Annotated in this window: 11 protein-coding genes; 8 read left to right on the forward strand and 3 right to left on the reverse strand. The window is 66.5% G+C overall.

All coding sequences use genetic code 11. The features are described 5' to 3' along the window. Positions 1–309 precede the first annotated feature (309 nt). From H305_RS0141200 to H305_RS48660, 7 genes are all read left to right on the forward strand, one after another. A complete protein-coding gene (locus H305_RS0141200; RefSeq protein WP_234021422.1) occupies positions 310–1,536 on the forward strand; it encodes an epoxide hydrolase family protein in 1,227 nt (408 codons plus the stop codon). Positions 1,537–1,810: 274 nt separating this feature from the next. Continuing rightward, the gene (gene tatA, locus H305_RS0141205) at positions 1,811–2,107 is read left to right on the forward strand and encodes a Sec-independent protein translocase subunit TatA (protein ID WP_028805602.1); all 297 of its coding nucleotides are present in this window, start codon (positions 1,811–1,813) and stop codon (positions 2,105–2,107) included. 76 nt (positions 2,108–2,183) lie between these two features. Beyond that, positions 2,184–2,987 (forward strand): twin-arginine translocase subunit TatC, encoded by an 804-nt coding sequence (tatC, locus tag H305_RS48650; protein WP_051371550.1) that lies wholly within the window; start codon positions 2,184–2,186, stop codon positions 2,985–2,987. A 40-nt stretch (positions 2,988–3,027) separates the two neighbouring features. After that, entirely contained in the window at positions 3,028–3,357 is a 330-nt protein-coding gene (locus tag H305_RS48655; RefSeq protein ID WP_051371551.1) for a twin-arginine translocase TatA/TatE family subunit, read from the forward strand. A gap of 316 nt (positions 3,358–3,673) precedes the next feature. Next, positions 3,674–4,147: a MarR family winged helix-turn-helix transcriptional regulator gene (locus tag H305_RS0141220; RefSeq protein ID WP_051371552.1), complete on the forward strand. Its 474-nt coding sequence runs from the start codon at positions 3,674–3,676 to the stop codon at positions 4,145–4,147. A gap of 598 nt (positions 4,148–4,745) precedes the next feature. Further along, entirely contained in the window at positions 4,746–5,219 is a 474-nt protein-coding gene (locus tag H305_RS0141225; protein ID WP_028805604.1) for a VOC family protein, read from the forward strand. A gap of 378 nt (positions 5,220–5,597) precedes the next feature. Beyond that, positions 5,598–6,518, forward strand: a complete 921-nt coding sequence (locus H305_RS48660; protein WP_051371554.1) for an alpha/beta hydrolase — start codon at positions 5,598–5,600, stop codon at positions 6,516–6,518. A gap of 216 nt (positions 6,519–6,734) precedes the next feature. Here the strand turns inward: H305_RS48660 and H305_RS0141235 are convergent, their stop codons facing one another. Continuing rightward, positions 6,735–8,066 carry an aminotransferase class I/II-fold pyridoxal phosphate-dependent enzyme gene (locus H305_RS0141235; protein ID WP_028805605.1) on the reverse strand — a complete coding sequence of 444 codons (1,332 nt, stop codon included), beginning with the start codon at positions 8,064–8,066 and terminating at the stop codon, positions 6,735–6,737. 756 nt (positions 8,067–8,822) lie between these two features. Between H305_RS0141235 and H305_RS0141240 the strand changes: the two genes are divergently transcribed. Then, positions 8,823–11,624 (forward strand): ATP-binding protein, encoded by a 2,802-nt coding sequence (locus H305_RS0141240; protein ID WP_051371556.1) that lies wholly within the window; start codon positions 8,823–8,825, stop codon positions 11,622–11,624. A gap of 57 nt (positions 11,625–11,681) precedes the next feature. On the opposite strand, the gene H305_RS55490 is transcribed toward H305_RS0141240, so the two are convergent. Both H305_RS55490 and H305_RS55495 read right to left on the reverse strand, forming a co-directional pair. Then, positions 11,682–12,581, reverse strand: coding sequence for an ATP-binding protein (locus tag H305_RS55490; protein ID WP_107440210.1), 900 nt, complete (start codon positions 12,579–12,581; stop codon positions 11,682–11,684). Then, positions 12,581–13,171 carry a PAS domain-containing protein gene (locus H305_RS55495; protein ID WP_078629507.1) on the reverse strand — a complete coding sequence of 197 codons (591 nt, stop codon included), beginning with the start codon at positions 13,169–13,171 and terminating at the stop codon, positions 12,581–12,583. The genes H305_RS55490 and H305_RS55495 overlap by 1 nt, the downstream gene beginning before the upstream one ends. Positions 13,172–13,512: the final 341 nt, after the last annotated feature.

A 13,512-nucleotide genomic window follows, 5' to 3' on the forward strand; every position in this document is an offset into this window, starting at 1 on the left:
TTCGACGCCAAGCCGGGCAAGCGCGACATCCCCGCACTGAACCAACTCAAACAGACCACGCTCTGCGAGCAAGCAGGAACTACGCGATTACCACCAGTTACCTAACTGGTCGGCCCGCCACCTGTTCTCGATGGCCACTGAGTCATTCGCCGCACAGCTACTGAGAACGACTGCCTTCTCATTCCCCCCTGCAGAACTAGTCGATACCAGGAGATCGTCATGTCTGAAATCGTTCCGCCCCACTCCCGCCGGGCCTTCCTTTCCACCTCGGCCGCTGCTGCCGCAGCAGCAGCGACACTCGGAGGCTCCATGAGTCTCTTCTCGAGCCAGCCGGCCGCGGCCGCCGGCTACGGTTCGCACCCTGACCGGCGTATCCGCCCCTTCCGCGTCCACTTCCCCCAGAGGGACCTGACCGACCTTCGCCGGCGGATCGAGGCAGCGCGCTGGCCGGAGAAGGAGACGGTCAGCGATCAGTCGCAGGGCACGCAGCTGGCAACGATGCAGAAGCTCGCCCGCTACTGGGCCACGGAGTACGACTGGCGTGACGTGGAATCGAGGATCAACTCGTGGCCTCAGTTCATCACCGAGATCGACGGCCTGGACATCCACTTCATCCACGCTCGCTCCAAGCACAAGAACGCCATGCCGCTGATCGTCACGCACGGCTGGCCGGGTTCGATCGTCGAGCAGCTGAAGATCATCGAGCCGCTCACCAACCCCACCGCGCACGGTGGCAGGGCCGAGGACGCCTTCCACGTCGTCATCCCCTCCATGCCGGGCTACGGCTTCTCCGGCAAGCCGACCTCCAAGGGCTGGGGCCCTGATCGCATCGCGCATGCCTGGGCGGAGCTGATGAGGCGCCTGGGTTACAAGAAGTACGTCGCTCAGGGCGGCGACTGGGGCGCGGTCGTGACCGATCTCATGGCCGTGCAGGCGCCGACCGGGCTCCTTGGTATCCACACCAACATGCCGGGCATTGTCCCGCCCGCCATCGACAAGGCCATCCAGTCCGGAATGCCGCTGCCCAGCAACCTCTCCCCCGAGGAGAAGCGTGCCTGCCAGCAGCTGGACTTCGTGTACAAGCACATTGCCTACGCGCAGATGATGGGATCGCGCCCCCAGACTCTGACCGGACTGACCGACTCCCCGGTGGGCCTGGCGGCGTTCATGCTCGACCACGACGCGGCCAGCCTCGACCTGATCACCCGAGCCTTCAATGGGCAGCGCACAGGCCTGACCCGGGACGACGTCCTGGACAACGTCACCCTGTTCTGGCTGACCAAGACCGCGGTGTCCTCCGCCCGCCTCTATGCCGAGAACAGGTTCCCCTTCTTCGCCGCTAAGGGTGTGTCGATCCCGGTCGCCGTCAGCGTCTTCCCCGACGAGCTCTACCAGACCCCCAAGAGCTGGGCCCAGAAGGCCTACCCCAACCTCGTCCACTACAACAAGCTCCCCAAGGGTGGCCACTTCGCCGCCTGGGAGCAGCCTGAGCTCTTCGTGAACGAGGTCCGCGCCGGCTTCCGCTCGCTGCGCTAGAGGTCGGCTAGACAGTGCGGCCGGGCAGGACCTATCCCTACGCCGCCCGGCCGCATCTGAGAGCGAGCTCGCCGGCACGACTCCAGGCCCGCAGGCGCAGCCGTCCTGCAACAGCAGTGGAGTAGCCGGTGCCGACGCTGTCACCGGTGATCCCGGCAGCAAGCACTGCTGCCCTGCGGGGCTGGCCCCCACAGCGTCAAATCTCGCCGCCTATCGGCGGTTCTCTCCCCCCACACCGTGGAGCGGTCTTCGCTCCTCCACGAAAGGAACCAACATGTTCGGCAAGCTCGGAGCACCCGAGATCGTGCTCATCCTCGTAGTCGTCATCCTCATCTTCGGTGCGAAGCGCCTGCCCGACATGGCACGCTCGCTCGGCCAGTCGATGCGCATCATCAAGAGCGAGACCAAGGCCATGCGCGACCACGACGAGGAGAACAGTGCTGCTGCAGCTCCTGCCGCGTCGGCCGATTCCACGCACCGCATCGCTTCCGAGCGCCCCCTCAACGCCGTTCCTGCAGTGCAGGAGGCCACCGACACCGCTCCCGCTCAGAACTTCGCCGTCCCGCGCTGACGCTTGACGGCATCAGCGACAGAAGAAAGGAGGCCTGGTCGTGCTCTCAGTCGCCACCCGCACTCCTGGAGGGGTGATGCCCCTCACCAGCCATCTGCGCGAGCTTCGCAGCCGCTTGCTGAAAGCAATCAGCGCCATCGCCGTGACAACGATCGTCGCTGGGCTCTTCTACAACCAGCTGGTTGACTTCATGCTAGATCCCCTGCCGGGGTGCACCATTTCCGGCGCGGGCAGCAGTACGGAACGCTGCGGGATCATCGCAACCAACGGCCTCCTGGCGCCCTTCACCCTCGCCCTGAAGGTGTCGATCACCGCCGGCCTCATCGGCGCAAGTCCAATCTGGCTCTACCAACTGTGGGCCTTCCTCGCCCCCGGGCTGCGTCACACGGAAAAGAGATACGGCCTGGTCTTCCTGGCCACCGGGATCCCCCTGTTCCTGACGGGAGCCGCGATCGCTTACGCCGTGCTACCCACCACGGCGAGAGTCCTGATCTCCTTCACACCAGGCAAGGCAACGAACATCCTGCCGGTCGACGATTTTCTGGATCTTGCGACGCGCATGGTCGTAGTCTTCGGGCTGTCGTTTGAACTGCCTCTGATCCTCGTCATGCTCAACCTGGCGGGCGCTGTCAGCGCGAAGCGCATGGCGGGCTGGTGGCGCAACATGGTCATCAGCATCACGGTCTTCTCGGCCATCGCCACCCCGAGCAGCGATCCCTTGAGCATGCTGGCGCTCGCCGGGCCCATCACCGCGCTCTACGTGGCCGCTTGTGCCATCGCCTGGGTCAACGACCGCCGGCGCGCCCGCCGGCGCCCAGCGCCCCTCAGCCCGGATGAACCTTCACCGCTCCTTCCCCCTGAGCCGCCCGGCAGCCACTGATCGACTCGCCTCTGAAAGGCGTCGCACAGGAAGGTCACGCATGTTCCTCGACATGGGGCCACTCGAGATCCTCACGATCTTCGTGGTGGCGGTAGTCGTCATCGGACCCGAGAAGCTACCCAAGGCGATATCCGAAACGTTGAGTTTCATCCGCAAGGTCAGATCCATCTCCGACACAGCCCAGTCGGAAATACGCGCACAGCTCGATCCTGAGGAGCTGTTCGGCAGTCAGTACCGGGACCTGAACCCCCGGTCCATGGCCGACCGGGCACTCCAGGAGTCCAAGGACGAGCTGGCGCTGGCTGAGTTCACCAAGGCATTTGCCAGTGACGCGCCCCAGCGCGACCCCGGTATGCGGAAGTCGGGCTAGACGTCAGCTTGACCCGGCCCTAAAAGGACCGGGCTTGGAGGTAGCGCCCAACTGCCTGCTGGGTTGGCTCCTCCGTCCAGACACCCTATGGGGTGGCGGGGACGCGTGACTCACCTCCCGCCGTCCACACAGCAGCGCCACGGGTGGCGATGTTGCGGGAGGCATTCCGGTCGGCGTGGGCAAGCACCGACCGCACACCCTCGAACTCACCGGCGAATTAAATGGACGCCACTTAAAGAGTGCACAATCTAATTGCATCCTTGGAAATCGCGAGGTACGGTGTTTTGTGCGACAGCCGCATGCGAAAGGAGTCGCGATGAACACCAAGACTGTCCAGCGAGACGCCGCCCAGACAGACGACGTCAGCCTGCTTCTCGAGGACCAGTTGTGCTTCGCGCTCTACGCGACACAGCGGGCGCTTACGAACCGCTACCGCCCCTTGCTGGAGCAGTTCGGCCTGACCTACCCCCAGTACCTGGCCATGCTCGTGCTGTGGCAGCACGAGGCACTCCCGATCAAGCAGCTGGGCAATCTCCTGGAACTCGACTACGGCACCCTGACACCTTTGCTGAAGCGCCTCCAGGCTCACGGCCTGATTCGCCGGGAGCGCCAGGTGGACGACGAGCGTTCCGTACTGGTCACCCTGACCGAGGAAGGGAGCGAATTGCGCGAGCGTGCCCGCGTCATCCCGGCCGCCATCGGTGAAGCCGCAGGTCTCACCGAAAAGGAGAGCAAGATCGTAAAAGATCTGCTCGACAGGATGCGGGCCAATATCTCCGACGACGCCTGACGCAGTGCCGCACGATCGGTAGCCGTGCCCCACGCGGCACCAGCTTCCGGCACTCGCGCCATCAGCAGGACCAGGCGGTCTTCGGACTGGCCCCACCTCTTTTTGCGGTCACCCCTATCGGCGTCGTCACGGGCGACCGTATAGGCCAAAGGGTGCGCACCGGCGCGCCACCCGGATTCTTGATGAGCAGCCGGCCGGCCCCGGGCCGCGCGGCGTGCGCATCGCCTGAACCCGGGACGGCCTCCCCCGTGACGATCTCTGCGGCCCCGCAACGGGGTCGCTGCTCTTCAGTTTTTCTGCACTTCTGCGCCCGGTTGGCGCGACCCAGCCGGCGGGGCGGCATGACGCCTGCGTACGCCCGGACAGAGTCCGCTTGCGTAGCCTTTGTCACACTTACCTTTCGCACCCTTACCTTGTGTACGAGCTAAGTGGGTCGTAGGTTTCCTGTCATGGATCGACCCCCAAGGGCCGACCGACCCCCACCCCGGACCCCCGCCACAGCGGCCTCCGGGACTGCGGACACCGCTCAGCCGGCCACCGCCGCAGACAACCAAGCCGACCCGGTCGGCACCCCCACACCAGAACCCGAGGAACCCCCATGGACCTGAAACTCGAGATGATCACGCTGCCCGTCTCCGACGTGGACCGCGCCAAGGCCTTCTACGAGCAGCTCGGCTTCCGCCTCGACGTCGACTACACCGCCACCGACGACTTCCGCATCGTCCACTTCACCCCGAGCGGCTCGCAGTGCTCCATCATCTTCGGCAACGGCCTCACCACCGCCGTCCCCGGCACCGCCCAGGGCCTCTACCTCATCGTCTCCGACATCACCGAAGCCCACGCCGAACTCACCGCCCGCGGCATCCAGGTCAGCGACGTCTTCCACGACGCCGGCGGCCTCCTCCACCACGGCCACCACGCCGGCGACGCCACCCACCACGGCGAAGCCCAAAAGCGCCTCCACGGACTCCACCCCGAACGCGCCTCCTACGGCAGCTACCTCACCTTCAACGACCCCGACGGCAACGGCTGGCTCCTCCAGGAAATCAAGACCCGCCTCCCCGGACGCTAAAAAACACGCATGCCAAGCACTCTCCGGTGCCGGCCTCGCGTCACCGGTTCAGTGCATGCAGCGGGCAGTCCCGCGACTGGCCGTCATGGTCAATCGTCATCGCCCCGCGCTCAGGCTGCATCGCGCATGGCATTGCGCGGATCTCGGAACCGGCACAACGGCGTGCCGCCGGGGCGGTGATCACGGCCGTGCGCAGCAGATAGCCGGGCCGCCGTGGCTGTGGAGTCCAAAGCCACAGTCACATGACCGATGCGCGGCCGGTTCCACGAGGGTTTTATCGCAAACACGTCTGTACTGGTGCAGGACCTTGACGATCAGTGAGGGGCATCAGCGGTGAAGTGACAGTGCCCTGCGAGGTGCGTCGTCAAGGAGTACGTGATGCCTGATCATGTCTTTAAATCGAAAGAACCAGCCGGCGAGACGGCCGAGGAAATCACCTTCCTGCCCTCATCTGACGACTGGATGTCTGGCATGGGCAGCAGCGGGCCTGTGCTTGTCGACCGGACGCAGTCCGACGTGGAGGAGCGTTGGGCTGCGATCTTCGGCGGCCCTAAGGGAAGTGTCGCGGTACGCATGGTGCGCCCCAAGAAGGCGTCCAAGCCTCTTCCCGCAGTCCTTTACCTGCATGGCGGCAGGTGGGGGATCTACGACAAGGGTGGACATGACCGGCTGATACGTGAGCTGGCGGTGGGGGCGCAGGCTGCCGTTCTGTACCCCGAATACACGCTGGCGCCCAAGGCAAGCTATGGCATCGCGCTGGAGGAATGCTGCGCAGTGGCCAGATGGGTGACCGAGCATGGGTCCGGGCACGGCATGGATCACACCCGGCTGGCCGTCGTCGGCCACTCGGTGGGCGGCAACATGAGCGCGGCGTTGACGCTGTTGGCCAAGGAGCGGGGCGCAGCCTCGTTTGCTCTGCAGGTTCTGCTGTACCCCTTGTCGCGCGGAAGTGGGGCTGCCTCTTCGGTGATCTCTGGGAAACGCGCTGTCACCAGGCAGTTCCGGGAGCAGTCGACGACGGATGCGGAGCAGCACGCGGAGATCTTCGAAGTGCTGCAGGCGAACGCGCGGCGGCTGTCAGATCTGCCGCCGGCGCTCGTCGTCACTGCTGACTCCGATGTCCTGCAGGACGCGGGGCAGGCTTACGCGGACAAGCTGGGCTCTGCGGGGGTAGTTGTCTCCACGGTGCGCTGCGGCCGTGCCATGGATGACCTTGTCCTGCCATCGGCGCGAGCGCCTCACGGGGCGATCTCCCACGTGGTCTCTGCGTTGAAGGAGGCTTTCGCCGGCGGTTGCTGAGCCGGCGGGGCTGAGGGGGCGGCGCTTGCCTGGCCGGCCCGATGTTGGTGGGGTCACGGTTCCTGCGGCAGGTGCGCGCCCTCTGCGCTTGGGTCGAGTGTGCGGGGCGATGCGATGACGGGTGTTGTCAATCGGCTGACTCGCGTGGGCTGTTGTGCAGGCCCGGCGTTGATCGCCGCTCGGCCTGGTCGCCTAACGTTCTCGGCGCGTGGCGTTTCATTCGAAGCGTGCTGTGCGGTCTGGGCGGACTGCTGCTGCGACGGCGTCGGCCAGGCCGGGCAGTTCGTGTACTGCCAGTGGGGAGACGGTGACGCGAATGCCCGGTGCGGAGTTCAGGCGGAAGCGGGCTCCGGGTGTGACAGCCCATCCGGCCTGCATCAGGCGGGTTACGGACCAGGTCTCGTCAGTCACCGGCACCCAGACGTTCATGCCGCTGCGGCCGCGGGCGATGACTCCGCGAGCGGCGAGCGCCTCCACGAGGCCGTTGCGTCGCGCGGCGTAGGAGGCGGAGACGGCTGTGATGTCCAGCGTCTGGGTGCGCCAGAGGTGAGCAACAGTGTGCTGGAGCAGTTGGCTGACCCAGCCTGGTCCAAGCCGGTATCGGCCGCGGATGCGGCCGACGGTGACGGCGTCGCCGGTGAGGACGGCAAGGCGGAGGTCGGGCCCGAAGGCTTTGGCTGTTGAGCGGACGAGCATCCAGTGCTCAGTACTGCCGGCGAGCGGCTGCAGCGGGAGTTCGGTGAGGCCGTACACATGGTCGTCGTCGATGACGAGTACGTGTGGGTAGTTGCGCAGGACTGCGCGGAGTTCGCGGCCGCGTTGGGGCGAGATCGTGGCGCCGGTGGGGTTCTGGCCTCGGCTGGTGGCGATGACGGCTCGTGCCCCTTGCCGCAGTGCTGCCTCCACCTCGTTCGGCAGTGGGCCTTCGTCATCGACGCTGACGGGCTTGGGTCTCAGGCCGAGGCCGGGAATGAGGTCGAAGAGGCTTCCCCAGCCTGGGTCTTCCACTGCCACCACGTCGCCCGGCCGCAGATGTGCGACGAGGGCGCGTTCGATCGCGTCAAGTGCTCCTGACGTGAGTCCGACAGGTCCGTCCGGGACACCGTCCGCGTCGAAGGCGGCGCGGGCCAGGCGGCTCAGCTCGTCGTCGATGGGTGCTCGGCCGTAGAGCATGGGCTGTCGGGCATACCGGTCGGCCGCCTCGGCCAGAGCTTTCCCGAGGGGCGGCAGCAGTGATGTGTCCGGATTGCCGGCGGACACATCGCGGACTCCGGGTGGTACCTCCAGGCGAATTGCGTCTCGGGCGGTGGTGACTGGCCGGGGTCGCACTTTGCTTCCGCGCCGGCCAGCGGTCTCGATCACGCCGCGCTCACGAAGGCGCCGGTAGGCCGCGGCGACGGTGTTGGGATTCACGCCGAGGTCGGTGGCAAGCTCCCGCATCGGCGGGAGGGTGGTGCCGGGAGGCAACACACCTTGATCGATTGCCTGTTCGATACTCGCGGCGATCTCCGCTGCGCCTTGTCCGCGAAACGTGTATTCTCCTACCACGAAAATAAGTATGCACTAGTGCAAAGGGCCCTCGCCATTCGCTCCGCTCCTCGCCCCCCGTCGGCGGCGATCCACGTCTCGCAGTTGACCTCACTGTCCCGTCCCGGGGCCGCTTCACCTGCGGATCTTCACGCACACTCCGCTGCGCGGACCACTCGCGACGTACCGCCTTCGCTCGCGCTGACAGGCGCGCCGCACTCCCGGCTGTACATGTCCGCAAAGACGGGCGGATTCACAAGCGCCGCTCGACCGGTTCGAGCCCCCCGTGAGGCCTGGGAGAATCTGCACGGAACGACCCGCGTCTGACCGCGACCCACCACCCTGGCTTCGTTCCAGCCCGATCCGTTACCCGGCATTCGATCAGCCGTCGATGTGCAGTGGTTCACTGTGCCGCCCACCAGGTCACCACCCGCTGATCGACCGTGCGGCTCCGCGCGCCGGCGCACACGCGCGAACACCCAGGCAATGGCCGCCGGCCGCAGCCGCTGTCGTCACACTCGACGGCGAGATGCGCGACTGGGCTGGGGCCTGCAGCACCCTGCAGGCTTCAGCCTTCTCCAGGCCTGGATCCCGCACAAACGCCCGTGGCCACCCGGCCCAGCGCACTCGCCCGTTCAGCGCGCGAGCGTTTGTCCTCGGGTCACCGGTCAATGACGGCTACCTGCTGTCTGGCCGATCCATGTCCTTCGCCCGTGACGCACCGCGGCACGAGGCCGTCAGCACATCCGGCTCAACCTCTCCGGGCCGCGAACATCAATGGAGTGTGAAGTGCTCGGAAGTGAGTCGTACACACCGGCTACGACCAGCGCTTTGGTCGGCCGGGACCACGACCTGCGGAAGGTTCGTGATCTTCTCGGCCTCGGATCCGGTGGTGGCGCACTCCTGCTGTCGGGAGATCCGGGGGTCGGGAAGACGGCCGTGCTGGACGTCATCGCTGAGGTCGCCCAGGCTGACGGCACAAGGGTTCTGCGCGCCGCTGGCGTCGAGTTCGAAGCACACTGCAGCTACTCCGGGCTCAACCAGATCCTTTTCCCCTTCCACGATGCGATCGGCATGCTGGATGCACCGTTCCGCCATGCCCTGCGCGTGGCACTGGGCTTCCAGGGCGGGTCTCCGCCAGAACGCCTCGTCGTGTCCAATGCCGTGCTGATGCTGCTGCAGAGCGTGGCTGCAGGCGACCCGCTGCTGCTCATAGTCGATGATCTTCACTGGATCGATCGGGCAAGCGCGGCCGTTCTGGGCTTTGTCGCGCGCCGCGTGAGGAGCATCCGCACGAGCTTCCTCGCCGCTTCACGGACGGGAGCCCGCAGCCTGCACGATGGCGGTGCCCTGCCCGAATACTGGCTGCAGCCCTTGGATGAAGAGGCTGCGTCTCATCTCGTCAGCACGAAGTTCCCAGAACTCGTCTCCAGTGCGCGCCAGCGGCTGCTGACTCTGGCGCACGGCAACCCGCTGGCGCTGCTGGAGCTGCCGTCGGCTCTGCCCACGATGCAGGTCTCTGACTTCGACGACCTGCCTACGATGCTTCCGCTCAGTCAGCGTCTGGAGAACGTCTTCGGCTCCCGGATCACCGAATTGCCGCCGCCATCGCAGCGTCTGCTGCTGCTTGCGGCGCTGGAGGGCATGGGCGATCTCGGCGTGCTGCAGGCGGCGGCGAGACAGGCCGAAGACGGCTACGACCTTGACGATCTGGCACCCGCCGAGCGGTCCCAACTGGTGTACATCGACGAAGGTGCAAGGCGGCTGAGGTTCCGCCATCCGCTCATCCGCTCGTCCGTGGTCGAGAACGCCACCAGCACCGAACGGCGGGCGGTTCATTCCTCGCTCGCCCAGGTCCTGATCGACCAACCCGAGCGCCGTGCCTGGCACCTGGGAGAGGCCACCTTGGAACCGGACGAGAGCGTGGCCGCCCTGCTGGAGCAGGCGGCCCGGATCACCTTGCACCGCGGCGACGCGGTGGGCGCGATGCGCACCCTCATCCGGTCCGCGGACCTCACACCCCCAGGACCCGACCGCAGCCGCAGGCTCGCCGAGGCCGCCTATGTCGGCGCCGAGTCCACCGGTGCGCTGCCCAGCGCCCAGCGAATCCTCGACAACGCCAGACACACGGCCCGGGACACGGACAGCTCCCTGCACTCGGCAGCTGCCACCGCCCTGCTCATTCTCAACGACGACGGCGATGTCGAGACGGCACACAGGCTGCTGGTGTGTGCCATCGAGACCGGCGACCACGGATACCAGGCCGACAACAATGCACTGGTCGATGCTCTGCACGCCCTTGCGCTGGTCTCCTTCTTCGGCGCCCGGCGTGACCTGTGGCTGCCCTACTACAGGGCGGTCGAGAAACTGACACCGAGCGCTCCTGCCGTCCTGTCGGCCCTGGGCAAGACCTTCTCCGATCCCGCTCGCACGGCAGCATCGGCTTCGGCGGAACTCGACCAGCTGATGGCGGGGCTCGTGAACACGACTGACCTGGTTCACGTGACGCGGACCGGTACAGCAGCCCTGTACAGCGACCGGCTCGGAGACGTGCGCGACTCGGCCTGGCGGGTCGTGCGGATCGGGCGCGACGGCGGCCCGGCACGCCGATACCTCTCTGGCCTCATCCACCTGTGTCTGGACGGATACCTCACGGGGCTGTGGGACGAGGCGGCTCGCCTGGCCAAGGAGGGACTCCAGCTCTGCGAAACCCACGGCTACCGTGCCTTCGCCTGGTACTTCCTCTACGTCCAGGCCATCCTGGCCGCCGCACGGGGTGAGACGGAGACGGCACGGGCGACAGCGGAGCGCATCATCCAGTGGGCCGTACCGCGTGGGGCAACCTGCGCTGCGCACTATGCCCATCACGCTGCGGCGGTTGCGGCGCTGGGGCTCGGCGACTACGCGGATGCCTACGACCGCGCTTGCGCGGTCAGCCCTGCAGGAAGCTTGGCCTCGCACGCACCTCATGCGCTGTGGCTGACGATGGATCTGGTCGAGGCGGCCGTGCGGACCGATCGGCAGGAGCAGGGGGCCGACCACGTCCGCGCTATGCGGGAGGCCGGTGTAGCCGCTATCTCCTCACGGCATGCTCTGTTGACCGAGGCTTCGGCAGCCCTGAGCACGCCCGACGACGAGGAGGCACTGCCCATGTTCGTCAAGGCGCTGGAGGTTCCGGGGGCTGAGCGGTGGCCGTTTGACTTTGCTCGCGTCCAGCTCGCCTATGGCGAGCGGTTGCGACGCGCCCGGGCCGCCATGGAGTCCCGAGGGCCCCTCAGTGCCGCGCTGTCCACGTTCTCGCACCTGGGCGCCAGGCCATGGGCAGAACGAGCTGAGAGTGAACTGCGTGCCTCGGGCACCAGCAAGCGGCGCAACAACACGTCGGTGGTGCACAAGCTCACTCCTCAGGAGACGGAGATCGCGCGACTGGCAGCGTCTGGCCTGACCAACAAGCAGATCGCGGAGCGCCTGTTCCTCTCCCACCGAACGGTGGGGGCGCACCTCTATCAGATCTACCCGAAGCTGGGTATCAGCTCGCGTGTCATGCTGCGTGACGTGCTGGGCGATGATCAGGCCTGACCGGAGGCGCGGCTGCATCGCCGCGCCTGCCACTGGGACAGTCGCACACGCTGGGGCTCAGAGTGCTTCCTTTGCCTCAGCTGGCTGTTCCGCCCAAACGATCTTGCCGTCAGAGGTGTAGCGGGTGCCCCATTGTTCGGCGACGCTCGCGATGATGAAGAGTCCTCGGCCCGACTCGTCGATGGTGCGGGCGTGGGTGACATGGGGTGCGCTGGGCGATGTGTCGCTGACTTCGCAGGTCAGCATGCGATCCAGGATCAGGCGCAGTTGCAAGGGGGGTGCGCCGTAGCGGGTCGCGTTGCCGACGAGTTCGCTGACGATGAGTTCGTTGGTGAACGCGGTTTCGTCGTCCAAGGTGGACATGATGATCCACTCGCGCATGTACAGCCGTGCCCGGTCGATGCAGAGTGCCGCGTGCGTGCAGATGGCAGTCGCTGCGGCAAGGTCGTCCTGTACGAAGGGCGCGTCGGCACCGTGGCGGCAGAAGCTCACCATGCCGAGGATCTCGTCGCCTATGGTCAGCGGTGTCACGATCAGTGAGTGCGTCGTGGACTTCTCGATGATGTCGGCCCTGGCCGGGTCGCCGTTCAGCCACGTGGAGTCGGTGTCGATGTGTACGAGGCGGGCCTGGAGGTCGGCGAATATGTGTGAGAACGGGGTGCCGTCCGGCAGGGGGTGCACGGCGCCGGGCTGCGATGGAGGCCGGCGCCCCTGAATGGCTGCTTGGCGCAGCATGACGCCTGGTCCGATCGGGGCTCTGGGTGGGTCCTCGCCGCGGACCGCTCGTTCCACCAGCTCCACAACTGCGGTGCCCGCGAAGGCAGGGACCACGGCCTGGGCCAGTTCCTGGCAGACATCCATGAGGCTGAGCCGGTGCCCCATCTGGGTGCGGACCGATTTGAGGAGCGCCTGGGCGCTTCGTTCTCGTTCTCGTGCGGTGACGTCGGCGCTCAGCATCACCAGTGCGTGGACTGCGCCGCTCGGGTCCTCGGTGGGCAGGTAGGAGACCGAGTGGACGCGGCGGCCGAGCTCGGCCGACGGCGGTGCGCTGTGGACGAGCCGGTTTCCCACCGGCATACCGGTTTCGAGGACGCCGCGTGCCACCGCGGCTTCTTCTTCGAGGCGGCGAAACCGCACACCTCGCTGAAGGGTGCGTCCCGCGGATGCCGTAGCTGGGGTTGTTCGTCGGCAAGGGTGCTCGTGCGCACGGCGTGCAGCTTTTCGTCGAAGACCTGGAGCTCTACAGGGGGAGGCGGGAAGAGCGCCTGCAGCACTGCCATGTCCTGCGATATCGCATCGTCCCCGGCCGCTTGTATGCGCCACACCAGGGAGTGGTCCTGGAGTGCGGGTTTGACCAGCAGGGCACCGGGGTCCGGGTGTCCGTCACGGGGCTGCGCGTCGTCGGGGCTGAGTGTGTGGATGAGTGCTTTCGCGGACTGGCCGACCGCTTCAGCGGCTGACCAGCCGAAGAGCTCCTCCGCCGAGTTCTCCCACCGGATGATCCGGCCCTCCTCGTCGATGAGGAGGAGCAGGTTGTCGTGGGTCATCTGAAAGCACCTCCGCGCCGGTCGCGGGTACGCACCCGCCGGACACTCGGGGAGATCGACTGAATCCGCTTCTACCAGGGCTTTCACTCAGCACTCCAGCTGCCGATCCCTGCTCTTGAGGGGTGAAGCGTCGGCGGGGCACCAGCAGTCGCCGCGCGAGGGTGCCCCACCGTAATGCCTGATGATCTAGATACCTTTGTCACACTTCCCTTTCGCACCCTTACCTTGCGTACGAGCTAAGTGGGCCGTAGGTTTCCTGTCATGGATCGACCCCCAAGGGCCGACCGACCTCCACCCCGGACCCCCGCCACAGCGGCCTCCTGGACTGCGGACACCGCTCA

The organism is Streptomyces sp. 142MFCol3.1 (assembly GCF_000424945.1).
In the GTDB taxonomy this organism is placed as follows: Bacteria; Actinomycetota; Actinomycetes; order Streptomycetales; family Streptomycetaceae; genus Streptomyces; species Streptomyces siamensis.

Excerpts from the sequence above, each read along its gene's own strand:
- H305_RS0141200 (WP_234021422.1), top strand. The coding sequence starts at position 310 with ATGAGTCTCTTCTCGAGCCAGCCGGCCGCGGCCGCCGGCTACGGTTCG.
- tatA (WP_028805602.1), top strand. The coding sequence starts at position 1,811 with ATGTTCGGCAAGCTCGGAGCACCCGAGATCGTGCTCATCCTCGTAGTC.
- tatC (WP_051371550.1), top strand. The coding sequence starts at position 2,184 with ATGCCCCTCACCAGCCATCTGCGCGAGCTTCGCAGCCGCTTGCTGAAA.
- H305_RS48655 (WP_051371551.1), top strand. The coding sequence starts at position 3,028 with ATGTTCCTCGACATGGGGCCACTCGAGATCCTCACGATCTTCGTGGTG.
- H305_RS0141220 (WP_051371552.1), top strand. The coding sequence starts at position 3,674 with ATGAACACCAAGACTGTCCAGCGAGACGCCGCCCAGACAGACGACGTC.
- H305_RS0141225 (WP_028805604.1), top strand. The coding sequence starts at position 4,746 with ATGGACCTGAAACTCGAGATGATCACGCTGCCCGTCTCCGACGTGGAC.
- H305_RS48660 (WP_051371554.1), top strand. The coding sequence starts at position 5,598 with ATGCCTGATCATGTCTTTAAATCGAAAGAACCAGCCGGCGAGACGGCC.
- H305_RS0141240 (WP_051371556.1), top strand. The coding sequence starts at position 8,823 with ATGGAGTGTGAAGTGCTCGGAAGTGAGTCGTACACACCGGCTACGACC.
- H305_RS55490 (WP_107440210.1), bottom strand. The coding sequence starts at position 12,581 with ATGCTGAGCGCCGACGTCACCGCACGAGAACGAGAACGAAGCGCCCAG.
- H305_RS55495 (WP_078629507.1), bottom strand. The coding sequence starts at position 13,171 with ATGACCCACGACAACCTGCTCCTCCTCATCGACGAGGAGGGCCGGATC.